Source organism: Rothia similimucilaginosa (assembly GCF_029850875.1).
Classification (GTDB): domain Bacteria; phylum Actinomycetota; class Actinomycetes; order Actinomycetales; family Micrococcaceae; genus Rothia.
Genome location: NZ_JAOVAM010000008.1, coordinates 82,225 through 106,525 on the forward strand (window position 1 = coordinate 82,225; position 24,301 = coordinate 106,525).

Consider the following 24,301-nt stretch of genomic DNA (forward strand, 5'->3'; position numbering starts at 1 on the left):
CCTTTGATGCAGGCGTAGGATATTGGGCAGTAAGGTGCCCGGTGTTTTTGCGCCTGCGTCACAGTTTTGCCCATGATTCTTAAAAACGGGATACACTATTAAGATGTGCCGGTGTGTAACCGGGCGCTTTAACGTGCCCTCACACACCGGATAGAGCATCACGAATGTACCGCGAACGCGGTTCTACACACGCTAGAGAGGGGAGAGACCATGAGCGATCACGACCTCACTGCAACCTCCGAAGCGTTTGAAGGACCGATCCGCACCTGCATCGGATGCCGTGCCCGCGATGAACAGCGCAAGCTGCTACGCATCGCCCGCACACCCGTCACGTCTGCTACAGAGCAGGCGGACACCCCGCCCTATCAGCCCGATGTGGCGGGAACTATGCCCGGACGAGGCGCTTGGATCCATCCGAGCGAAAAATGCGTAGCCGCTCTACAGAAAAAGAACGGTCTGGCGCGCGCCTTCAAAAAAGCGGTCCCTGCAGCACAGCTGCAGGCGTGCTGTGAGCAGATTCGAGCCGTGATTGCGGGCTCGACCCCCTCATAGATGCTTTTCGGGTATATGCCCTCTATAAGTCAACGAGTTTGACGACTTCTTATCTGAAAGCGAGTCAGAAAACTGATGGATATCTAATGAGTGCCGCGAAATGAGTGCCCTTTCGTGCTCACCCACCGGCAATTTCACGAATTGGCGCGCCTTCGGGCGTGCACCCCGTAAACATTAGTGTCCGCACCATTCCCGGTGCGGACCGGGAATGGAGAAAATTTGGCTCAGCCTCGAGTACACGAGTTTGCTAAAGAGGTAGGCGTTCCTTCTAAGGAAGTTATCGCCAAGCTCAAGGATATGGGCGAGTTCGTTAAGAGCTCCTCTTCCACCCTGAACCCCATGGTTCTGAAGCGGCTGCGCGCGGAATTCCCTGCCGCAGCCGCTAAGCCTGCCGCAAAGGCAGCACCCGCGGAGTCGGCAGCTAAGCCGGCACCTAAGCCCGCAGCGGCAAAGCCTGCTGTTAAGCCGGCACCCAGGCCTGCAGCTAAGCCCGCCGCAAAGCCGGCAGCAGCAGCACCCAAGCCCGGCGGTCCCCGCCCGGGTAACAACCCCTTTGCATCCCAGCAGGGCATGGCACGCCCCGAGGCTGCACCGAAGCCGGCAGCGCCCAAGCCTGCTGCACCGAAGCCCGGCCCCAAGCCCGGTCCTCGCCCCGGTAACAACCCCTTCGCATCCCAGCAGGGTATGAAGCGTGGCGGCGGTGACTCCCAGCGTTCCGGCGGTCCCCGTCCGGCACGTAACGGTCGTCCCGGCGGCAACGGTGGCGCACGTCCCGGCGGTAACGGAGGTCCCCGCCCCGCAGGTGGCGCACGTCCCGGCGGTAACGGTGGCCCCCGTCCGGCAGCTGGCGCACGTCCCGGTGCACCCCGTCCGTCCGGCGGTGGCGCGCGCCCGAACCCCTCGATGATGCCCAAGGTTTCCAACGTTGGTGGCGGCGCGTCTGGTTCCAACAACGGCGGCGGTAACGGCGGCGCACGTCGCGGTGGCGGTTCCGGCGGCTTCAACCGCGGTCCGGGTCGTCCCGGCCCCGGCGGTCGCGGTAATGCACAGGGTGCATTCGGTCGCGGTGGCTCCAAGCGTAAGGGTCGCAAGTCCAAGGCAGCTCGCCGTCATGAGCAAGAGCAGCTGAACGTACCGGCACCCGGTGGCGTGGTTGTTCCTCGCGGCGACGGCTCGACCGAGATTCGTCTACGCCGCGGCGCGTCCATCATGGACTTCGCTGAGAAGATTGGCGCAAACCCGGCATCGCTGATTACGGTTCTCTTCCACCTGGGTGAGATGGCTACCCAGACTCAGTCCCTGGATGAGGAGACCTTCGAGCTGCTGGGTGCCGAACTGGGCTACTCGATTAAGATCGTTTCCCCGGAGGATGAGGAGCGTGAGCTGCTCGAGTCCTTCGACATCAACCTTGAAGCCGAAGCAGAAGCTGAGGGCGAGGATGTTCTGGAGGCTCGTCCCCCGGTCGTTACCGTCATGGGTCACGTTGACCACGGTAAAACCCGCCTGCTGGACGCTATCCGTAACACCAATGTCATTGAGGGTGAGGCCGGCGGCATTACCCAGCACATCGGTGCATACCAGGTCCACACCACCGTCGAAGGTGAAGACCGCGCGATTACCTTCATCGATACCCCCGGTCACGAGGCGTTCACCGCTATGCGTGCCCGTGGTGCGAAGGTCACCGACGTGGCAATCCTCGTGGTCGCAGCGGATGACGGCGTTATGCCTCAGACCGTTGAGGCACTGAACCACGCCCAGGCAGCTAACGTACCGATCGTGGTGGCAGTGAACAAGATCGATAAGGAAGGCGCGTCCCCGGACAAGATTCGTGGCCAGCTCACCGAGTACGGTCTGATCCCCGAAGAGTACGGTGGCGACACCATGTTCGTGGACGTCTCTGCTCGCAACGGTACCAACATCGACGAGCTGCTTGAGGCCGTCACCCTGACCGCTGACGTGCTCGAACTGACCGCTAACCCGAACAAGGAAGCACGCGGCGTTGCTATTGAGGCAAACCTGGACAAGGGCCGCGGTGCGGTTTCCACCGTCTTGGTTCAGTCCGGTACCCTGCACGTCGGTGACGCTATCGTTGCCGGTGTTGCTCACGGTCGTGTTCGTGCAATGTTCGATGAGAACGGTCAGGCTGTGAAGGAAGCTGGTCCGTCCCGCCCCGTTCAGGTGCTGGGTCTGTCCACCGTTCCTCGTGCAGGTGACACCTTCCTCTCTACCGAGGAAGAGCGTACCGCACGTCAGATCGCTGAGAAGCGTGAGGCTGCTGATCGTAACGCTCAGCTGGCTAAGCGTCGTAAGCGTGTGACCCTCGAGTCCTTCGACGCCGCTGTGGCTGAGGGCAAGATGGACACCCTGAACCTGATTATTAAGGGTGACGTCTCCGGTGCTGTGGAAGCACTGGAGGAGTCCCTGATGAAGATCGACGCCGGTGGCGACGAGGTTCAGTTGCGCGTCATCCACCGCGGTGTGGGTGCTATTACCCAGAACGACGTGAACCTGGCTACCGTGGACAACGCGGTCATCATCGGCTTCAACGTCCGCCCGGCAGAGCGCGTTGCAGAACTTGCCGACCGCGAAGGCGTCGAGATGAAGTTCTACTCGGTCATCTACCGTGCGATTGAGGAAATTGAGCAGGCCGTCAAGGGTATGCTCAAGCCCGAGTACGAGGAAGTGGAGCTCGGCTCCGCAGAGATCCGCGAGGTCTTCCGCTCTTCCAAGTGGGGCAACATCGCAGGTTCGATCGTCAAGAACGGCATCATCAAGCGCAACGCCAAGGCACGTCTGGTGCGCGACGGTTCCGTGGTGGCAGACAACCTCACCATCGAGTCGCTGCGTCGTTTCAAGGACGACGCTACCGAGGTTCGCGAAGGTTTCGAGTGTGGTATTGGCCTTGGTTCCTTCAACGACATCAAGGAAGGCGACATTATCGAGACTTGGGAGATGCGCGAAAAGCCGCGTGTCTAAGACTCACATGCTGATGCGCCCGTCGCCCGCTAGTGTTCCCGTACCCACAGGCTTCTAAAACTGGAGCTTGCGGGGCGGGCGCCGGCGGGGCGGGCGCTTCCGTATTACCTGGAACGCTTCCAAAGCACCTCGAGTGCCCACGGAAGCGCCACAACATTTCACCACGACATTTCAAGGAGAAACACATGGCTGATGCAGCCCGCGCGGCACGACTTGCCGACCGCATCAAGGTAATTGTGGCGAAGGCGCTGGAGCGTCGTGTTAAGGATCCTCGCCTCGGTTTTGTGACCATTACCGATGCCCGCGTGACCAACGACCTGCAGCACGCAACCCTCTACTACACCGTGTTCGGCTCCGAAGAGGACGCCGAAAACACCAAGAAGGCGTTGGAATCCGCTAAGGGTATTCTGCGCTCCGAGGTGGGCAAGAACATTACTGCCCGCCTGACCCCCACCCTGACTTTCGTCGCCGACGAGGTTCCCGAGAATGCCTTCCACATCGAGGCGCTTCTGCGTGAGACTCGCGAGCGCGACGCCGCCCTGGCTGCTGCAGCCGAGGGCGTGCAGTACGCTGGCGAGGCCGACCCTTACAAGAAGGATGAGCCTGCCGAGGGTGAGGACGCCTAAGTGGCGAAGAATCAACCTCAGGGCCCGTCCGGCCTGATGGTCATTGACAAGCCCGCTGGGATGAGCAGTCACGACGCAGTCTCTCAGATGCGTCGTATTGCTGGCACCCGGCGGGTTGGTCATGCCGGTACGCTGGATCCTGCCGCGACCGGCGTACTGATTCTGGGCATTAATAAGGCGACCAAGTTGCTGACCTACCTGGTTGGTCAGGATAAAACCTATGATGCGACGATTCGCCTGGGCATTGAGACGCTGACTGAGGACGCCGAGGGGGAGCACACTGCCGCACATCTGGATGCTGTTGAGGCGCTGACCGGTATGGACACTGAGCAGATGCGTGCGCACATCCTGGAGGCTGTGGCGCGGCTGAGTGGCGACATTCTGCAGGTTCCTTCTGCGGTGTCTGCTATCAAGATCAACGGTGTTCGCTCGTATGCGCGTGTGCGTAGCGGTGAACAGGTTGAATTGGCGGCGCGTCCGGTGACGATTAGTGAGTTCACGGTGCATTCTGTGACTGTCGGCTTTGCCGAGTACGTGATTGAGGACCCCGAGAATGAGGGTGAGCACACGGCAACCTCGGTTCCCGTGATTGACTGCGATGTGACGGTTTCGTGCTCTTCGGGCACCTACATTCGTGCCCTGGCGCGTGATTTGGGCAAGATTCTGGGCACCGGTGGCCACCTGACGGCTCTTCGCCGTACCCGTGTGGGTGCCGTGGTGCTTGAGGACGCCGCCGACTTGGCGCACTTGAAGCAGCGCCGTGAAGAGTCGGAGGCACCGCTGGAAGATTTGCCGTTGCTTCCCCTGGAGGAGGCGGCACGCCGCATCTTTGGTGCGCGTGAGCTCTCTGCTGCGGAGGCAAGCGATATTTCCTACGGACGCCGTATTAGCCCCAGCGGTGATGGTTTCGTGGTGAAGCGTTCCGTGCACGCGAGTGCGGATGAGTCTGGTGCGGTGCAGCATGCCAGCGTTGAGGGTATTGTGGCGGGCTTTGCCCCGGACGGCACCCTGGTTGCCCTCCTGGAGAATAAGAAACAGCGCGGAAAGGTTCAGGCTGCCCCGGTACTGGTTTTTGAGGCGAATCGTTCCTTCAACTAGGCGTTGAGGCATTATGATGGGCGAAGAGGGTTCGGTGTTTGCACCTACCCAAAGCTGATTCCTCAAGCCTGATTGATTCAGCGCTTGTTGAACGTGAGCCCTTTTTCATTCAACACGCTAACGTAATACAACCCCCGAACACACATGACTACTCGTGCGGGTGCCGCCCGGCCCTGCTGAAGGAGAAAAAATGAGCGAGAACCAGAGCTCCGCTAATAAGGCGAGTGAGCCTCGTACTGCGCCGGTACCCCGCGTAGAGTTTGCACAGGCTGAAGCTACCGCATCCAGGGCTGCTGCTCAGAGCGGTGCCGCGAAGGTTGCCGGTGCTAAGACTGCTGAGCCTATTTCTGCGGTGAAGGCACCCGAGGGTGTTCGCGTGGCCGCACCGGCGTCCGGCGATAAGGCGTCGCAGAAGGCGGAGAAGAAGGCAACCCGCGAGGCGTTTGTCCGCCCCAAGAGCATTGAGGAAGCGGCTAAACCTCAGAATCGTGCGGCGTTTCGTGCGGCGGTGGCGCTGTACGGTCTGTTCATGATTGCATACGGTGTATGGCAGGTTCTGGGTGGTATCCGCGTCATTCCGGATGCGCCTGCAGATTTTACGAACCCCTCGGTGCAGTCGAACTACGTGTTCTTCGCGGCAACCTATGTGGGTGTGGGCCTGTCATTCGTGTTCATTGCCCTGAAGTTCAAGTGGGTGAACATGCTCGCGTTCTCCTGCCTGGTGGTTTTCCTGGGCGGCGTGGGTCGTATCCTGGCGTGGGTGTTCTTTGGTACCCCGCACTGGTCGCTGATCGTGCTGATGGTGACTGAGCTTGTGATTCCTCCGTGCCTGCTGGTGTGGTATAGCTGGATTAACAAGTCCAATAAGATTCGCGAGGAGATGCTGAAGGCTTCTCGTAGCCAGGCTCGTAAGTAGTCGTAACGCCCGGGAAGGTTCCTGCCGCACGGTGGGGTGCCTGCCCGGGCTTTCCTTATGGGCTGGGTTTTCTGCGGGCGGGGCTTGGCTTGTAGGCGTGGTTCTGCCGCTGCCTGTCAGATACGCCGCTGCACCCGGCACGCTAGGGGAGAGGGGTGCCGTTCCATTCCCTGTTGATTCCCGTTTTAAATTCTGCATCCTGCCGCCTGTGGTCTAGGATGGTTAGGTACATTTATCTTTTTCAGGAGAGCCCGTGACCCTCTACACCGCTTTGAGCGAGGTCCCCGCCGGCTACGGCCCCTCGGTCGTGACCATCGGCAATTTTGACGGCGTGCACCGTGGACATGCCCGCGTGATTTCGCGCGTGGTCTCCCTTGCTGAAGAGCAGGGTTTGAGCTCTATCGCGGTCTCTTTTGACCCGCACCCGATGCAGGTGCACCGTCCCGAGGTAACCCACCACGACATTATGGGCCAGGGCTCGCGCCGCTACTTCATGTGCCTGCTGGGTCTGAACGACTACCTGCTGTTGAACTACAATTTGGAGTTCGCTTCGCAGACCCCCGAAGAGTTCGTGAAGTCCACCTTCGTGGATGCGCTGAATGCGCGTTTCGTGGTCATCGGTGACGACGTGCGCTTTGGTAACAACAACTCGGGCGACCTGAACACCATGCGTGAGTTGGGCGAGAAGTACGGCTTTGAGGTGGTTGTCGTTGAGGATCTGATGGTGGATGAGAACACCCGCTGCTCTTCGACCCGCATCCGTCAGCTACTGCTGGAGGGCGATATGCCTGCTGCCACCGAGCTGTTGGGTCGGCACCATATGATGGCTGGCGAGGTCGTGCACGGTCTGGCGCGCGGCCGCGAGTTGGGTTTCCCGACTGCGAACCTTGAGTTTGAGGCGCGCGGATTGATTCCCGCCGATGGCGTGTACGCCGGCTGGCTGGTGGATGAGGCGGGTAACCGTCACCCCTCCGCTATTTCGGTGGGTACAAACCCGACCTTTGACGGTATTGAGCACCGCCAGGTTGAGGCGCACGTGATTGACCGCCCCGAGGAACGCGTGGAGGATTTCAACCTGTACGGTCAGCATGTGCTGATTGAGTTCGTGAAGCGTCTGCGCCCCATGGTGGCGTACACCGGTGTTGAGGCGCTGATTGAGCAGATTAATGATGATGTGGTGCAGACCCGCGAGGTGCTGGCTGAGGACGTTAGAAGTTACTGCCCGCCGGAGTGCCCGGTGCAGGCGGAAGTAAAGTAGCCCCACTGCTCATCTATGAGCGGCGTCCTGCGCTCATGCCCCTGCGATAACAGCTTGTAGCCCCGGCGGCAGATTTTTGGATCTGGCGCCGGGGCTTTTGTGTACCGGACTGGGTATCTTTCCGCGCCTGACCTGCTGCGCCGCCCGTGAAATATCCTGCGTTGTCAGCCTTTACGTCCTGTGTCGCCCGCGAGGTATCCCTGTTTTAGTCGCCCCGGTTTTAAGAGAAGATAGAGTCATGGAAAAAATGAACGTCGAATCCTTCAACCTCGACCACCGCGCGGTAGCAGCACCCTACGTGCGTATCGCAGACCGCAAGGTCCTGCCCGGTGGCGACACCCTCATCAAGTACGATATCCGCTTCACCCAGCCGAACACCGCGCACCTGGAAATGCCCACCGTACACTCCATCGAGCACCTGAGTGCCGAACATATGCGCAACCACACCGACCGTCTGATTGACTTCTCCCCGATGGGTTGCCAGACCGGTTTCTACGCGCTGACCCTGGGCCTGGAGCCCGAGGAGTTCTTCCCCATCCTGGAAGCAACCCTCAACGATATCCTCAATGCGATCGAGGTTCCGGCAGCGAACGAGGTGCAGTGCGGTTGGGGCGCCAACCACACCCTCGAAGGTGCGCAAGTTGCGGCTCGAGAGTTTCTCGCGGCACGCGATGAGTGGGCGCAGGTGATGGCGTAATGAGTGCACAGATTCCCGACGCTTTCGCATCCGCCTTCAACCCGGTGGACTTTGATCCGAATGCTTTCGACCCGGCTGAGGCGTTCAACAGCATGTTTGAGCTGATGGACGGCATGTCCAACGCCATTATTATTCAGGTGGCTATGGATGAGGAGCTCGCGCCTTTCCTGAAGATGACCGAGGAACTGCAGCCCTCCTTCACCGAGGGCGCGGCGGTATTCCACCCGCGCTACCTGCAGGTGGGCGAGGACCAGGTTCCGCTGCTGCTGGTTCGCTCCAAGATTGGTCTGGTGAACGCGGCGAGTGCCGTCACCGAGGCAATCAGCTACTCCTCGAACTGCCTGGGCGTCATTAGCGCAGGTACCGCCGGCGGTTTGGCTCGCGGCATTAACGTGGGCGATGTGCTGATTGGTGAGAACTACACCTACACTGATGCCGACGCGACTGCGTTCGGTTACGCACGCGGCCAGGTTCCCGGCATGCCCGAAAGCTACGACGGTCAGGCGGACGAGTGGCAGGATGCTCTGGAGCATGCGCTCGCCGCATTGGAGCCGGTGCGTGAGCAGTCTGAGAGCGCGTGGGAGGTGCGCCGCGGCCAGATGCTGGCGGGTAACTCCTTCGTGACCGCCCACAACGTGAAAGACACCCGCGAAGCATTCGAGGGTGCCATCAGCACCGACATGGAGACCACCGCTATTGCGCAGGTCTGCCACAACTACGAGATTCCGTTTATCGGTGTGCGTTGCGTGTCTGATCTGTGCGGCCCGGAGGCTGACCAGGACTTCCACCTCTCCGTGGATGTCGTGGCTCCTCGTTCGGCTCGTTACGCTCTGCAGCTGGCTGCTGAGCTGTGGACCGAAGCGCAGCTGGAGGCGCTGGATCTGGCTCTCTAAAGCTAAATCTCTGAAACTAAAACTCTAAATCTTTTAGAGCATGCGTCGGGATGTGAGCTTGCATTGAGAAGTGCCGGGGCGTGAGCCTAATGGGTTTGCGCCCCGGTCTTTTTTACCTCAGTCTTTCTGTTGCCCGGCTCTTTGATGCACCCGATCCGTGATAAATGCAGAAATATTAATCGTGGTGAATATACATTCTGTGTGTCGTGGAGTACTATGAATGTGGAAACTATCCGATCTCACAGAGGAGTCCGTCGTGAAGTTCTGCCCGACTCTCGCCTCCGTCACCGGTCTGCTCGGTGGCTACAAGGTTGCATCTAGCACTGGCGTCCGCCCGCTCGGTGGCGCTGTCCTGGCACTGTGTGGTGCCGTGGCTTACAAGAATTGGAAGCGTAAGGCTGGCGCAGGCCGTGCCACCTTCCTCACCGCTCTCTACCTCGGAGCGTTCGGCGCCGCTCATCCGCTCGCCAAGAAGCTTGGCGCGTGGCCTGCAGTCTACACTGTGACTGCTGTAACCGCTCTGTGTTCTATCGTCATTGGACGTAAGCGACAGAAGTAGTCTTTGACAAAAAAGACGGCGGAAAGGCAACGTTGCCTTCCCGCCGTCTTTTGCGTTCCCTCCCGCCGTGCAGGCTGGGAGCGGATGCGTCGGGGCGACGCGCGAAGACAACACCTTCTCGCAACGCCCCATCACTCGATGGGGAGTGAACCAGTCGGTGCCGCGCTAGACCACCTGCGAACTGCTATAGCACAGGCAAGCTCAGCACCGCCCGATACGTTTCCCCGCCATAAGCGGGTACACCCCACGAGGTAAAGGAAAAGAAGAAGATGAATACCACTCCGGACTCATCCCCGGTACAGCAGGGAGCAGTAGCCCCCGAGAGCCCGCAGTTAGCGCGTGGACTCTCCCTGCGCCATATCATGTTCATCGCCCTCGGCTCCGCCATCGGCACCGGCCTGTTCTACGGCTCGGCATCCGCCATTCAGCTGGCGGGCCCCTCCGTGCTGCTTGCCTACGTTATTGGCGGCGCGGCAGTGTTCATGGTGATGCGCGCAATGGGCGAACTTGCCCTGGCGCACCCGGTCTCCGGAGCATTCTCCGAATACGCCACCCGATACCTCGGGCGCTGGGCTGGTTTCGTGACCGGCTGGACCTACGCCCTGGAAATGGCGCTGGTCGCCATTGCGGACGTCACCGCCTTTGCCGTGTACATGAAGTTCTGGTTCCCGAACAGCCCCTCCTGGATTTGGATTGTCTCTGTCCTGCTGATTCTGCTCGCCATTAACCTGGCGAAGGTCAAGGCGTTCGGCGAGACCGAATTCTGGTTCACCCTCGTGAAAGTCACCGCCATTATCGCCATGATTGTTGGCGGTATCGCCCTACTTTTCGTCGGCGTGCAGGCGCATGATTCGGTGGCACCTTCGGTCACGAACCTCTGGTCACTTGAGGGTGGCTTTTTCGCGAACGGATTTACCGGCTTCCTTGCCTGCTTTACCGTGGTGATGTTTGCTTTCGGCGGTATTGAGAACATCGGTATTGCCGCCGGTGAGGCGAAGGACCCGCGCACCTCAATTCCCAAGGCGATTCGCACGGTGCCGTTCCGCATCCTCATCTTCTACATTCTGACCCTGTCGGTCATCATGTCCCTGTACCCCTGGTACTCAGTGACGAAGGCAAACTCGCCGTTCGTGCAGATCTTTGAGGGACTGGGTATTCCGGCTGCTGCTTCGATTCTGAACGTGGTCATCATTACCGCCGCAATCTCTGCGCTGAACGCGGACGTGTACGGTGCCGGCCGCATGATGTACGGTTTGGCGAAGCAGAACCTGGCACCGGCCTCCTTCGCGAAGGTCACCAAAAATGGTGCGCCCTGGATGACCACCATCATCATGGTGCTGGTCATGGCGGTCGGTGTGATCGTGAACGTGCTCTTCGAGAATGCGTTCGAGGTGGTCGCCTCCCTGGCAACCTTCGCGACCGTATTCGTGTGGGTTATGATTTTGCTGGCGCACATCGCGTTCAAGCGCAGTGGTGCTGATATCAAGGTGCAGCCGGTACGCCAGCCTCTGTGGCTGAGCTACCTGGCGTTGGCGTTCATGATCTTTATCGTGGTGCTCTTCGGCTGCTTCGCCGATACCCAGCTGGCGCTGGTGATGGGCGCAATCTGGTGCCTGTTCCTGCTGGGCTACTATCGCCTCGTGGTGGTCCGCGCTCGCGCTGAAGCGTAGAGAAGAGAAGCACAAAGAGCAGAAGCATAAACACTGAATTCTCAACGTCAAGCCCGGTACACGAACCCTGCGTGAGAACCAGGCTGTGAAGCCCGGCGACTGGTAGTGTGATGAGCTACCTGCCGCCGGGATTCTGTTCACCCTTCCACGAAAGTGCCCCGGTAGCGTAGAATGGGAAGAACGCGTCTGCAGTCCGCAGTAGACGACGTGTAGTACAGGGCGTAAGCCCACCACCCGGCGGCAACCGTCCGTACGGGACGTATGCGGTACTAACTCTAGGAGTTAAAAGTGGCACTGGATCCCGCTGTCAAGCAGGCAATCATCAAGGAATACGCAACCCACGAGGGCGACACCGGTTCGCCCGAGGTTCAGATTGCAGTTCTGTCTCGTCGTATCGCCGACCTGACCGAGCACCTGAAGTTCCACAAGCACGATCACCACTCCCGTCGTGGCCTGATGATCCTCGTTGGTCGTCGCCGCAACATGCTCGGCTACCTGAAGAGCGTCGACATCGAGCGTTACCGTTCGCTGATCGAGCGCCTGGGTCTGCGCCGATAAAACAGGAGCGTCTTGACGCTTTTGTGGTGATTAATCGCCTTGAGGCGGTGTGTGCGGACGTGCTGTCAGCACTACCAACCCTCCATCACGGAGGCGGGTAGCGCCAGCGCGTCCGTACTGCCGCGTTGAGGGGCGCATCTTCTACTCGCTAGATTTCAGTGTTAGATTCCAATGCTAGAATCCACAGCGAGTAATCGTGAGAAGATGCCGTCCCACCTGAAAGAAAGAACAGAAGGCCGTGCCGGCACACACGCCGCGGTCCTCGGTAGCGAATTACGGAACAACACCACCCCACAACCTTGCTGACACGCGTCGCGCACACGAAAAGGTAGGGGAGAGGTGCCGTGGTTTCCTATCGAAGGCCGACTCGTGCACCGTACGGCCTGCCAAGAAGAAAGAAGGAACCGTGGAAGGTCCCGAAATCAAGTTTGCCGAAGTCGAAATCGACAACGGCATTCACGGTAAGCGCCACGTGCGCTTTGAAACTGGCCGCCTCGCAAAGCAGGCAGCTGGCTCCGTCCTCGTCACTATCGATGACGAGACCACCCTGCTCTCCGCAACTGCAATCGGCAAGTCTCCCCGTGAGGGCTTCGACTTCTTCCCGCTGACCGTGGATGTGGAAGAGCGCATGTATGCAGGCGGCAAGATCCCCGCATCGTACTTCCGCCGCGAAGGCCGCCCCAGTACCGAAGCAATCCTGGCTGCACGCCTGATTGACCGCCCGCTGCGCCCCGCCTTCACCAAGGGCATCCGCAACGAAGTGCAGGTTGTTGTTACTGTCCTGACCTATGAGCCGGACGAAATCTACAACACTTTCGCAATTAACGCTGCATCCGCATCGACCTCCCTGTCCGGTGCGCCGTTCAACGGCCCCATCGGTGGCGTGCGCATGGCACTGATTGATGGCCAGTGGGTCTGCTTCCCCAAGTACTCCCAGCTGGAAAACGCTGTGTTCGACATGGCTGTTGCAGGTCGTATTGTCACCAAGGCTGACGGTACCGAAGACGTCGCCATCATGATGGTTGAGGCAGAAGCAACCGACAACTCCTGGAAGCTCATCAAGGAAGACGGCCAGACCGCCCCCACCGAAGAGATCGTCGCAGAGGGCCTGGAAGCAGCTAAGCCCTTCATCGCAGCACTGTGCAAGGCACAGGCTGACCTGGTGGCTCGCGCAGGTAAGCCCGCCCTGGAACTGCCCTTCTTCGGCGGCCACGGTGAGGACGTCGACGCAGCAGTTGAGGCATTCGCAGCAGACCGCCTGGCAGAGGTGTACTCCATCGCTGGCAAGCAGGAACGCGAAGCAGCCGCCGCCGAGCTGCAGGAAGAGCTCATGGAAGCTCTCACCGGCGAAGGCAAGGAATTCGAAGAGCGCTCCAACGAGGTCTCCGTAGCATTTGCTGCCCTGACCAAGCACGTGGTTCGCCAGCGCATCCTCACCGAGCAGGTCCGTATTGACGGCCGCGGCCTGACCGACATCCGCCAGCTCACCGCTGAGGTTGAAATCCTGCCCCGCGTTCACGGTTCCGCTCTCTTCGAGCGCGGCGAAACCCAGATTATGGGTATCACCACCCTGAACATGCTCAAGATGGAGCAGCAGCTGGACTCCCTGCACCCGGTCAAGTCCAAGCGCTACATCCACCACTACAACTTCCCGCCGTACTCCACCGGTGAGACCGGCCGTGTGGGTTCGCCCAAGCGCCGCGAAATCGGCCACGGTGCACTCGCAGAGCGTGCAATCACCCCGGTGCTGCCCTCCCGCGATGAGTTCCCCTACGCAATCCGTCAGGTCTCTGAGGCTCTGGGCTCCAATGGCTCGACCTCCATGGGTTCGGTTTGCGCATCGACCCTGTCCCTGCTGAACGCCGGTGTGCCGCTGCGCGCACCCGTTGCAGGTATTGCAATGGGTCTGGTCTCTGACGAGGTTGACGGCGAGACCCGCTACGCAGCCCTGACCGACATCCTCGGTGCGGAAGACGCACTGGGCGATATGGACTTCAAGGTTGCAGGTACCTCCGAGTTCGTGACCGCTATCCAGCTGGACACCAAGCTCGATGGTATCCCCGCATCCGTGCTCGCTGGCGCACTGACTCAGGCACGTGAGGCTCGCCTGCACATCCTCGAGGTGCTCGTCAGCGCGATTGACGCACCGGATGAGATGAGCGAGTTCGCACCGCGCATTATTTCCGTGAAGATCCCGGTTGCCAAGATCGGTGAGGTCATCGGCCCCAAGGGTAAGATGATCAACCAGATCCAGGAAGACACCGGCGCAGACATCTCCATTGAGGACGACGGCACCGTGTACATCGGTGCAGCTGACGGCCCCTCCGCCGAGGCTGCCCGTGCGGCGGTGAACGCTATCGCTAACCCGCAGGTTCCCGAGGTGGGCGAACGCTACCTGGGTACCGTGGTGAAGGTGACCGACTTCGGCGCGTTCATCTCCCTGACCCCCGGTAAGGACGGCCTGCTGCACATCTCCGAGATGCGTAAGCTCAACGGCGGCAAGCGCGTTGTTGACGCTGAGGACGTTGTCTCCGTGGGCCAGAAGGTCCAGGTGGAGATCACCAAGATTGATGACCGCGGCAAGCTCTCGCTGGCACCGGTCGTTGAGGGTGGCGACGACGAGTAGTCGTAACCCCCGCTAAGTGATGAGGGGCGTTCGGCGCACCCGGTGCGGTTCATTCCCCGCCGGATGCACCGGGCGCCCCTTATCTCATGAGGTTGGAGACCAGCGGAATGCAGCCCGCTGTTCTCACTATGAAAGGGATATCGGAATTGTCGACTCGACGAGATACGACGATTGATATTGCCAAGGGCATCGCGATTATTGCGATTGTTTTTGGGCATATTCATCGAGGAATGTGGGCATCAGGGTTGGGCACCGAGGCCCTGCGCCCCTACAAGTTCATGCTGGATTATGGGGTTTATTTCTGGCACCTGGTAGTTTTCGCTTTCCTGAGCGGTCTTTTTGTGACCCGAGGAGCAACGAAGACTACTGCCTCCTCCTATCTGACGAAGCGTCTGGTTCTCTTCGGATACCTGTATGTTGTTTGGCAGGTTTTGCAGGTGGGCATGAAACTTGTACTTCCGTCTAATTCTTCCGATAAGACGACTGTTATGAGCCTGCTCGAGCTGTGGAAACCTGAAGGTCAGCTCTGGTTCTTCCCCTGGCTCATGATTGTCACCATTATTGCTGTGCTGGGCCGTGTCTGGCAGAAGGATGTCAAAGCCTACGCTGTTGTGGTAGTGTGCACGGTTCTTGCCATCGTTTTCTGGGGCTATAGCGGCGATTATGTAGGTACCGGAGGTATCTCTCTTGCGGTCTTCTTCCTCTTTGGCGTGGCTCTTGGCCATGAGAGATTCCAAGCTATTATGGAGTCCGTACCGTTGGCGGTACACGCTGCCATTGTGGTAGTAGGTCTTGCCGTCTACACCGTAATTTTGGTGAATGTACAGGCTGCTCCGCCGACTGTGGTGCCCTACTTTGCGAATAACCCGGCGGCAATCGCTATGGGTGTTGTCGCTTCGTTGCTGTCTTCGCTGGCGGTGCTCTCGCTCTCCTACCTGCTGGCGAGGGTTCCGTGGAGCGGCTGGCTCGCCTACCTGGGCCGTCACTCCCTGGAAATCTTTATCGCGCATATTGTGTGCGGTGCAGCTTTCCGTTTTGTGCTAACGAAGTCCGGTTTCTTCTCAGTACCCCTGTTCCTGGTGGGAGGAACGATCTTCGCGATCCTCGCCTCGCTCCTGATGGGGTACTGTGCTCAGAAGCTGCGGGTTCCGCTGTTTGCGTTGCCTCGCCCTCTTGAACGAAAAATTAGCTAATCGAAATATCGAAGGACGCTGAATGTCTATTTCCCTACCCGTCGAGCTTGAGGCCATTGCCGAAGAGCTCAACTACGAGCATGGCCGCCTCATCTACGAGGGTGTAGGCGGTAACGAGGTGCGCCGCTCCATCCTGCCCGGTGGCGTACGCGTGATTACCGAAAAAATGCCCGGTACCCGCGGCGTATCTATCGGATTCTGGGTCGGAGTCGGCTCCCGAGACGAAGCCCCCGGCATGCTTGGTTCCACCCACTTCCTGGAGCACCTGCTGTTCAAAGGCACCGGCACCCGCACCGCCCTGGACATCGCATCATCCTTCGATGCGGTAGGCGGTGAATCCAATGCGCTGACCGCTAAGGAACACACCTGCTACTACGCGCGTGTGCTCGACGATGACGCGCCCATGGCGGTGGACGTCATCACCGATATGGTCACCAACGCCCTGCTGGATCCGGCTCATCTTGAGCAGGAACGCGGTGTGATCCTCGAAGAGATCGCCATGGACCAGGACGACCCGACCGACGTTGCTTTCGAAAACTTTGTGGAGCAGCTCATGGGTGAGAACCCGCTGGGCCGACCCATTGGCGGTACCCCGCTGGAGATTACCGAGGTGCCGCGTGACGCCGTGTGGGAGCACTACAAGCGCTACTACACCCCGGACCGCCTGGTTATTTCTGCCGCCGGTTCGCTGGAACACAGCACTATGGTCCGCCTCGTGCTGGAGGCACTGACCCGCTACGGCTGGAACCTACAGGAGGGTGTGGCACCGGCACCGCGTCGCGTACGTACCGACAGCGGCATTGTTCCGCTGAGCGAGCTGCGTGAGGTGGAGAAAGGCTTCGAACAGACCAACATTGTGATGGGCTGCCCGAGCATTATTGCCGGGGATGACCGCCGCTACGCGATGAGCGTACTGACCAGCGCGTTCGGTGCGGGTATGTCCTCGCGTCTGTTCCAGGAGATTCGTGAGAAGCGCGGTCTGGCATACAGCACGTTTGCGTTCTCCGGTGCGTACTCGGACGCCGGCTACTTCGGCATGTACGCAGGCTGCCTACCCGCTAAGACCGAGCAGGTGCGCGAGGTCATGGGCTACGAGTTCGATAAGCTCGCCACCGCCGGTATTACCGAAGAGGAGCTGACGAAGGTCCGCGGCCAGCTGGCTGGTTCCACCGTGCTCGGTAGCGAGGATTCGGGTTCGCGCATGTCCCGCCTGGGCCGCGCCGAGCTGGACTCGGGTCTGTTCACCAGCACCGATGAACTGCTGGAGAAGATCCGTGCGGTCTCTCTGGAGGAGGTGCGCGACCTGGCGGCGTACCTGGGGCAGCAGCAGATGATTACCACCATCGTGCGCTAACGCTCAATGCTTACGGCATAGAATGCCCGTTTCCACACCCCACTAAAGCGGGGAGGGAACGGGCATTTGGTTTGTATCGGTCCTATTGCAGAGGCGTTTCCGAGAAGTGCTTCTGGGGCACTCTGCCGTCCATGCTCTTGACGCTCAGCATGAGCGGCAGAATCGAAAAGCTACCCCAGAACACTACCTCTGAGGGCTACTTCTGCACGCTACTTCTGTGCCTTGGCGATAGCCTCCATCAGCACTTGAGCGTAGAGTTCCTGGCCGGCTGCCTCCGGATGAACACCATCGGAGGTGAGAAGACCATTCTGAGTTTGCAGAGCCTGGCGAATCGCAGAGTTCCAATCCGCAATAATCACACGATTAGAATGCTGAGCCGCAAACTCGTGAATCTTACCGTTCGAGTAGTCAATCCAGGTTAGGTTGCGCGGGCCGTAACCGGTGACCAGCACCAGTTTAGAATCGGCGGGCATAGCCGCCAGAACCTCGTCGAGCTGACCGTCCAGAATGGTCGAGTTCGCGGTCACCGACAGCACGAAGGTCTTACGGATTTGGCCGCTGGCTCCCATGGACTTAATAATCGGCAGAGCCTTGGCGATGGTGCGTCCCTCCGCCGCATCGATGGATGCTTCGGGCATCTTGTCGTACAGCTCGGGGGATACTGCCACCACAATGGAGTCACCCACAATAGTCACCTGTGAAGAGTTCACGGAACCGGTCGCTTCCTTCGAAGCTGAGGGGCTTGCGGAAGCCTTTGTATCCTTACCCGTAGCGCTTGCGCTTGCTGATGCGCTCGCAGCCTGCGCCTCCTGACGTGCCTTCAGACGCTCAACGGCGGCACGCTTGCCATCCTCAACGGACTGCTGGGCGGTAGTCATTGCCGGAGCGGTGTATACCGCCAGACCGGTTGAAGCAGCCGCCACGACAGCCGCAAGGGCGACCGAAACCGGCAGGAACTTAGTGCGCGAGGACTGGAAGGCCGCCACCACACGGTTAGCACTACCTCGGAAACCGTAGCGGCGAATCGGGGTCTCAACCCAGCGGTACGACATCTCTGCAATAACGAAGGTCGCAACAAAAACGCCCGCGTTCACCAGCGGGGAGCGATCCGCGCCCAGCACATAATGCATCACTACAGCAAGCGGCCAATGCCACAGATACAGGCCGTAGGAGCGCTCGCCCACCCAGCGTAGGGGAGCGAAGTTCAGTAGGCGGCGCAACATTTCGGAGGCGCCAGCAAGCATATCGGGTAACATACCCTGAATTACGCCCAGCGCCAACAGGGAGGCACCGAACAGACCCCAGGGAATCGCTCCGGGTGCAGACTCAGGAACCAGAATTGCGTAGGGAATCAGCGCGAATAGGGATAACCAGCTAATCATGACGCGGGCGAAAGCGACCAGACCGAAGGGCTGAGCTACGCGGTACAGTACGGACTGCTGTAGCGGGGGATACAGCGACCAGGGGCGAGCGAACGCCAGTAGGGCGCCGAGTAGTAGACCGTAGAGGTGAGTGTCAGTGCCGTAGTAGACGCGGCTAATGGGGGAGCCGGACATCAGCAGTGCGGTGGCAGTGCTCAGCGACGCAATAATACCAAGCACCATGACCACGCTGAAACGACGCCATGAACGGCGCAACAGTATGCCAGCGCTAACAATCAGCAGGGGCCAGACCACGTAGAACTGTTCTTCCACTGCCAGGGACCAGAAGTTCGTGAAAAGCTCCGGGGAAGTCTGCGCGAAGTAGTCGTTACCGGAAAAAATGGAAATCCAGTTGGACGAGAAGGTCGCCGCACCGGCAAGTTGTCGACCCAGGTTCACCTGAATATCGCCGCCAACGAGCAGACTGACCGGTCCCATGACCAGAATCAGCAGGGCAATGGCGGGAAGCAGGCGGCGGGCACGGCGAATCCAGAAGCTACCCAGGGCAATTTTGCCGGTGAGTGTACCTTCACGTAGAAGCAGGGAAGTAATCAGGAAACCGGAGATGACGAAGAAAATATCTACGCCGATCATGCCGCCGGGTAGTACGGTGGGCCAGAAGTGGTACACCATCACGAGGAGCACAGCGATTGCTCGCAGGCCGTCCAAACCCGGCAGAATATAACGCCGGTTAGCCTCATCTGGACGCACGGAGGAGGTAAAGAGGGACTTCATACTGTTTGTGTACTCCGTAGGACGGAAATTATAGAAATACTTGCTAATTATATGTTTGTTCCCTTTAGATGACATATAAATACCCGTATATGACGCACATAATACTTCGTTTTTATACTGCTGAGGTTCCGCAGGGTATCTTACCCTGTGTGTGCGATGGCGTGCACCGTGCCCACAGAGGGGATAATAGAGGCTGTACGTCACAACCCCCATCGTCGGGGCGCCAACAAGTTACGGAGGAGAGAATCATGACCCACGAGGTTGATGAAAAAATCTGGAAGGTAGCGGTACTCGGTGCTGCGGGCCGCATGGGTTCCGAGGCGGTGCGTACCGTCAACACCTCCGCAGACATGGACCTGGTGGCGGCGCTGGGCCGCGGCGACGACCTGCAGGAGCTGGTCGATGCCGGGGCAGAGATTGTTATTGACCTGACCGTTCCTGAATCCAGCGAAGCAAATGTGCGCTTCGCGGTGGAGCATGGTATGCACGCTGTGGTTGGTACGACCGGTTGGACCCCCGAACGCCTGGAGTCCCTGAGAGCGCTACTGGCTGAGCACACCGAGGTGGGTGTGCTCATCGCCCCGAACTTCGCGATTGGTTCGATCCTCGCCACCGAGTTTGCGGCGAAAGCGGCACGCTACTTCGAATCTGTAGAAATTATTGAGATTCACCACCCGAATAAGGTGGACGCCCCCTCCGGTACCGCTGTGCATACTGCCCGCAAGGTGGCTGCTGCCCGTACGGAGGCTGGCGTGGGTGTAAGCCCCGATGCCACCACTTCCGATCCTTTGGGCTCGCGTGGCGCAGTGGTTGACGATATTCACGTACACGCGGTGCGTCTGCGCGGCATGGTGGCGCACCAGGAGATTCTGCTGGGAGACCCCGGTCAGCAGCTCGTGATTCGTCATGATTCCTTTGACCGTGCCTCCTTTATGCCCGGCGTGCTGTTGGGTGTGCGTGAGGTGGCGGCGTATCCCGGTTTGAGCGTGGGCTTGGACGCCTACATGGATTTGTCCTAGGAGAGAGTATTGTCTGAACAGACTTCACACGAGGTTTCGTCGGCTCCGTCTGAGGCGCGTAGCCGTGGCCCCTGGTGGACTTCCCTGCGTTTGTGGGCTGTCTGCGCCTGTGCGCTGATGGTGCTGACTGTGCTGATTCTGCCGCTGCCGCTGACGGTGCGTGCTTTGATTTTGGGCGTACTGATTTTTAGCGCCGTCTTCGTTGCGGTGGATGCCGGCGGTTGGGGTAAGACCTTCGCGGCAATGACTTGCGCCCTACTGACCCTGTATTTGGCGCATATTGCGCAACAGGGCTTTGTGATGCTGGCTTCCGGTTCGGTGGCTGGCATTGTGCTTGGTGCGGGTATGATTTTGCTGCCGATTCTGGGCGCGTGGGCGCTGGTGCGTGAGGTGCTTTTCGGCGCCCGTATTCAGCGTATGGCTCGGGAATTGGCGGCTTCGAACGAGCTGGTGGAGGATAACCTGCCGCGCACCCCCTCCGGCCGTGTGGACCGTGAGGCTGCGGCTGCGGAGTTTGAGAGCTTCGCGGAGGCGGTGGAGCAGGAGCCGAATAACTGGAAGGCGTGGTTCAACTTGTCGTGCATGTACGATGCGGGTGGTGAGCGCAAGCGTGCCCGTGCGGCAATGCGTAACGCGTGGGCATTGCGTTCGGGCGGTCAGGCGAAGGCTATTCACTAGGCGTAGCCGCGGTGATTCATTCTCAATGCCGCATATTTTTTGATGTGTGGTTGATAACGCTGAGGATTCGCGCCCGGTTTCATAGCCCCTGCGGGTGAACCTTCGCGAAAGTACCGTGGGTTTTGAAAGAGTCCGAATAGTAGAACAGATATGAAAACTTATGCGCTCTGTGGCAAGAATCTGCAGTTCGGGCGTACTCTGGACATATGTCTGAGAACCTTTCGAATCCCGGCACTTTTGTTGAACCAGTCTTCGGTCGCCTTCTGACCGCAATGGTAACCCCCTTCGCGAAGGACGGCTCCGTTGACGAAAAGCAGGTCGCAGACCTGGCGAGCTACCTTGTGGAGAATGGCCACGATGGCCTGGTGGTCTGCGGCACCACCGGCGAATACTCCACCATGACCGATGACGAAAACGAGCGCGTCTTCCAGATCGTGAAGGACACTGTTGGTTCTCGAGCAAAGATTATTGCCGGTGTTGGTTCGAACGATACCGCGCATACTATTGAGCTGGCGCACCGCGCCGAAAAGGTTGGTGTGGACGGCCTGCTGGTCGTGACTCCGTACTACAACAAGCCGACTCAGCCGGGTGTCTACGCTCATTTTGCGACCGTTGCGAAGGCAACTGAGACCCCCGTCATGCTTTACGATATTCCGGGGCGTGCGGGCATCCCCATCGCACCCGAAACCTACCATCGCCTGGCAGAAATTGATAGTATTGTAGCGGTGAAAGACGCCAAGGCAGACTTCGGTGCCGCAACCGAAGTCATGGCAACCACCGACCTGCACTACTACAGCGGCGACGACGGACTGACCCTTCCCTGGATGGCAACGGGTGCCGTCGGCCTTGTTTCGGTGACCGCACATGTGGTACCCGCACTCTTCCGTGCCCTGATTGATGCTGTCGTTGCACAGGATCTGGTGGAGGCGCAGCGTCTTCACCTGGAACTGACTCCGATTGTCCGAGCGACCATGGGACGTGCCCCCGGTTGCGTTGCCGCCAAGGAAATTCTTTCCTGGCAGGGTGTACTGGACCAGCCTGTCGTTCGCCTGCCGCACGTACTCTCCGAACCGGATGTTGCCCAGGCGATGCGAGCTGACCTGCTCTCCTCGAGTATCGCTCACACCCTGAAGAACTCCTAAACTTTGATGCCTGCCCAATCACGCAATAGTGCGGGGAGCGCATATATAGAGGATTTTGGCTACCGTCATACCCCGCCTTCGGGGGGGGCATGATATAGCCAACGGACGCGGACTCCACACCTAGCAATGGGTGAGGGGTCCGCTCTGACGTATTGCCGCGGTTTACTGCCCAATGATTCGGTCCCCACTCAGGCAGGGACTTAACTTAGGCAGAGGCACCCGTGCAGTACGCCCCCAATACTTTTAATACTTTCGGCGATTTGGACGCACCGGCAGCACTTCCGCAGCCTCGGCACGTGAGAGCCGAACCCGCTGGAGTGCTTGCGGTACGAAGCGTCGCCTACGAATCACAGACATCACAAGAAAACATAGAAGAAAGAGGAGACACACGATGAGCGTCTTTGAAGCGAATCTTCCCCTCCCGCCCCGCCTGAAGAAGGACACCCTGCGCGTGGTGCCCCTGGGCGGCTTGGGCGAAGTCGGTCGTAATATGACCGTGTACGAAATTAACGGCAAGCTGCTGATTGTTGACTGTGGCGTGCTCTTCCCCGAAGAGTCCCAGCCCGGCGTGGACCTAATCCTGCCCGACTTCAGCTACATTGTTGACCGTCTGGACGACGTCGTTGCCATGGTTCTGACCCACGGCCACGAGGACCATATTGGCGCGGTCCCCTACCTGCTGCGCCGCCGCCCCGATATTCCCCTGGTTGGTTCCGAACTGACCCTGGCGCTGGTTGAGGCGAAGCTCGCCGAGCACCGCATCAAGCCCTACACCCTCGCGGTGAAGGAGCACCAGGTGGAGCGTTTCGGCCCGTTTGAGTGTGAGTTCGTTGCCGTGAACCACTCGATTCCGGATGCGCTGGCTGTCTACATCCGCACCCAGGCGGGTAAGGTCCTGCACACCGGTGACTTCAAGATGGACCAGCTGCCGCTGGATGGCCGTATCACCGACCTGCGCCACTTCGCCCGCCTGGGCGAGGAGGGTGTGGACCTGTTCCTGCCGGACTCCACCAACGCTGAGGTTCCCGGCTTTACCCCGACAGAGAAGCATATCGGTCCGGTGCTATCGAACGTTTTCCGTGACGCAAGCGGTCGCATTATTGTGGCGTCCTTTTCCTCGCACGTTCACCGAGTGCAGCAGGTGCTGGATGCAGCCGCTGAGCGTGGCCGTAAGGTCGTGCTCGTGGGCCGCTCCATGGTGCGTAACATGACCATTGCTGAGAAGCTGGGCTACCTGAAGGTTCCCGCGAACGTGCTGGTGGACTTGAAGAAGGTCGATGACTATCGCCCCGACCAGATCGTGATGATGTGCACCGGTTCGCAGGGTGAGCCGATGGCGGCACTGTCGCGCATGGCGAACGGTGACCACAAGATTCAAATTGAGCCTGGCGATACCGTGGTACTCGCATCCTCGTTGATTCCCGGTAACGAGACCAGCGTCTTCCGCATCATTAACGCCCTCATGAAGCTGGGAGCTAACGTGGTGCACAAGGGCAACGCGAAGGTTCACGTTTCCGGTCACGCTGCCGCGGGCGAGCTGCTGTACTGCTACAACATTCTCAAGCCGAAGAACGTTATGCCGGTTCACGGCGAGGTTCGCCACCTGATTGCCAGCGGCGACCTGGCGATGGAGACCGGTGTTCCGAAGAAGAACGTGCTGCTCTGCGAGTCCGGCACCGTCGTGGATCTGCGCGATGGCGTGGCCTCTGTGGTGGGCGAGGTTCCCTGCGAGTACCTGTACGTTGACGGCCGCTCTGTCGGTGAGGTCACCGAGAGCGATCTGAAGGACCGCCGCATCCTGGGCGAAGAGGGCTTCGTGTCCATCGTGACCGTCATTGACCGCGCAACTAAGCGCGTGGTGACCGGCCCGGATATTCATGCTCGCGGTATCGCTGAGGACGACTCGGTGTTTGACGAGATTGTTCCGAAGATTACTGCCGCGCTGGAGGACGCTCTGCACCGCGCACCGGAGAAGGTGCACACCGTGCAGCAGCTGCAGCAGATTGTGCGCCGCACCATCGGCGCCTGGATTTCTCGCCGTCTGCGCCGCAAGCCCATGATTGTTCCCGTGGTTGTTGAGAACACCTCGAAGGCCGCGAAGAACTAATACTCTGCGCGAGGCTAGCTGCCTGTCATAGCGAAAAGGCGGGGTCGATACGTTGTGTCGGCTCCGCCTGCTGTGTATCTGCAGAACGTATGCGCGAAAGCTACGCGAAAGCTACGCGAAAGCGAACGCAGTGGGGGGGGGGGGGGGGGGCGCCCCCCCTTAAACCCCCCCAAAAAATCCCCCAAAGGGCCCGGGGGGGGGGGGAATTTTTTAGCAAAGTAAA

The 24,301-nt window shown here is 59.6% G+C and carries 19 protein-coding genes; 18 read left to right on the plus strand and 1 reads right to left on the minus strand.

All coding sequences use genetic code 11. The features are described 5' to 3' along the window. Positions 1–210 precede the first annotated feature (210 nt). The 14 genes from QFX05_RS07260 (at position 211) to QFX05_RS07325 (ending at position 16,976) form a co-directional block, all read left to right on the plus strand. The gene (locus QFX05_RS07260; protein WP_279742043.1) at positions 211–552 is read left to right on the plus strand and encodes a YlxR family protein; all 342 of its coding nucleotides are present in this window, start codon (positions 211–213) and stop codon (positions 550–552) included. 219 nt (positions 553–771) lie between these two features. Continuing rightward, positions 772–3,528 carry a translation initiation factor IF-2 gene (gene infB, locus QFX05_RS07265; RefSeq protein WP_279742044.1) on the plus strand — a complete coding sequence of 919 codons (2,757 nt, stop codon included), beginning with the start codon at positions 772–774 and terminating at the stop codon, positions 3,526–3,528. A 185-nt stretch (positions 3,529–3,713) separates the two neighbouring features. After that, positions 3,714–4,154 carry a 30S ribosome-binding factor RbfA gene (gene rbfA / locus QFX05_RS07270; protein WP_279742045.1) on the plus strand — a complete coding sequence of 147 codons (441 nt, stop codon included), beginning with the start codon at positions 3,714–3,716 and terminating at the stop codon, positions 4,152–4,154. Then, a complete protein-coding gene (truB, locus tag QFX05_RS07275; RefSeq protein ID WP_279742046.1) occupies positions 4,155–5,252 on the plus strand; it encodes a tRNA pseudouridine(55) synthase TruB in 1,098 nt (365 codons plus the stop codon). A gap of 190 nt (positions 5,253–5,442) precedes the next feature. Further along, positions 5,443–6,168: a DUF4345 domain-containing protein gene (locus QFX05_RS07280; protein ID WP_279742047.1), complete on the plus strand. Its 726-nt coding sequence runs from the start codon at positions 5,443–5,445 to the stop codon at positions 6,166–6,168. A 253-nt stretch (positions 6,169–6,421) separates the two neighbouring features. Then, a complete protein-coding gene (locus QFX05_RS07285; RefSeq protein ID WP_279742049.1) occupies positions 6,422–7,426 on the plus strand; it encodes a bifunctional riboflavin kinase/FAD synthetase in 1,005 nt (334 codons plus the stop codon). Positions 7,427–7,664: 238 nt separating this feature from the next. Further along, entirely contained in the window at positions 7,665–8,123 is a 459-nt protein-coding gene (locus QFX05_RS07290) for an S-ribosylhomocysteine lyase (protein ID WP_279742051.1), read from the plus strand. Next, positions 8,123–9,016, plus strand: a complete 894-nt coding sequence (mtnN, locus tag QFX05_RS07295; RefSeq protein ID WP_279742052.1) for a 5'-methylthioadenosine/S-adenosylhomocysteine nucleosidase — start codon at positions 8,123–8,125, stop codon at positions 9,014–9,016. Before QFX05_RS07290 ends, mtnN begins: the two co-directional genes overlap by 1 nt. A 220-nt stretch (positions 9,017–9,236) precedes the next feature. Then, positions 9,237–9,575, plus strand: a complete 339-nt coding sequence (locus QFX05_RS07300; protein ID WP_279742053.1) for a hypothetical protein — start codon at positions 9,237–9,239, stop codon at positions 9,573–9,575. 269 nt (positions 9,576–9,844) lie between these two features. Beyond that, positions 9,845–11,245: an amino acid permease gene (locus QFX05_RS07305; protein ID WP_279742054.1), complete on the plus strand. Its 1,401-nt coding sequence runs from the start codon at positions 9,845–9,847 to the stop codon at positions 11,243–11,245. A gap of 288 nt (positions 11,246–11,533) precedes the next feature. Further along, positions 11,534–11,803 carry a 30S ribosomal protein S15 gene (rpsO, locus tag QFX05_RS07310; protein WP_005507098.1) on the plus strand — a complete coding sequence of 90 codons (270 nt, stop codon included), beginning with the start codon at positions 11,534–11,536 and terminating at the stop codon, positions 11,801–11,803. Positions 11,804–12,209: 406 nt separating this feature from the next. Continuing rightward, positions 12,210–14,429, plus strand: a complete 2,220-nt coding sequence (locus tag QFX05_RS07315) for a polyribonucleotide nucleotidyltransferase (RefSeq protein WP_279742056.1) — start codon at positions 12,210–12,212, stop codon at positions 14,427–14,429. Between the two features lie 146 nt (positions 14,430–14,575). Next, positions 14,576–15,622: an acyltransferase gene (locus QFX05_RS07320; protein ID WP_279742057.1), complete on the plus strand. Its 1,047-nt coding sequence runs from the start codon at positions 14,576–14,578 to the stop codon at positions 15,620–15,622. 22 nt (positions 15,623–15,644) lie between these two features. Continuing rightward, positions 15,645–16,976 (plus strand): M16 family metallopeptidase, encoded by a 1,332-nt coding sequence (locus QFX05_RS07325; protein ID WP_105360564.1) that lies wholly within the window; start codon positions 15,645–15,647, stop codon positions 16,974–16,976. 209 nt (positions 16,977–17,185) lie between these two features. Here the strand turns inward: QFX05_RS07325 and QFX05_RS07330 are convergent, their stop codons facing one another. Beyond that, entirely contained in the window at positions 17,186–19,132 is a 1,947-nt protein-coding gene (locus tag QFX05_RS07330; RefSeq protein WP_279742058.1) for an acyltransferase family protein, read from the minus strand. 248 nt (positions 19,133–19,380) lie between these two features. Between QFX05_RS07330 and dapB the strand changes: the two genes are divergently transcribed. The 4 genes from dapB (at position 19,381) to QFX05_RS07350 (ending at position 24,078) form a co-directional block, all read left to right on the plus strand. Further along, the gene (dapB, locus tag QFX05_RS07335; protein ID WP_279742060.1) at positions 19,381–20,151 is read left to right on the plus strand and encodes a 4-hydroxy-tetrahydrodipicolinate reductase; all 771 of its coding nucleotides are present in this window, start codon (positions 19,381–19,383) and stop codon (positions 20,149–20,151) included. Positions 20,152–20,160: 9 nt separating this feature from the next. After that, positions 20,161–20,829 carry a hypothetical protein gene (locus QFX05_RS07340; RefSeq protein ID WP_279742062.1) on the plus strand — a complete coding sequence of 223 codons (669 nt, stop codon included), beginning with the start codon at positions 20,161–20,163 and terminating at the stop codon, positions 20,827–20,829. 206 nt (positions 20,830–21,035) lie between these two features. Next, positions 21,036–21,971, plus strand: a complete 936-nt coding sequence (gene dapA / locus QFX05_RS07345; protein ID WP_279742063.1) for a 4-hydroxy-tetrahydrodipicolinate synthase — start codon at positions 21,036–21,038, stop codon at positions 21,969–21,971. A 391-nt stretch (positions 21,972–22,362) separates the two neighbouring features. Then, entirely contained in the window at positions 22,363–24,078 is a 1,716-nt protein-coding gene (locus QFX05_RS07350) for a ribonuclease J (protein WP_279742064.1), read from the plus strand. The last annotated feature ends 223 nt before the right edge of the window (positions 24,079–24,301 follow it).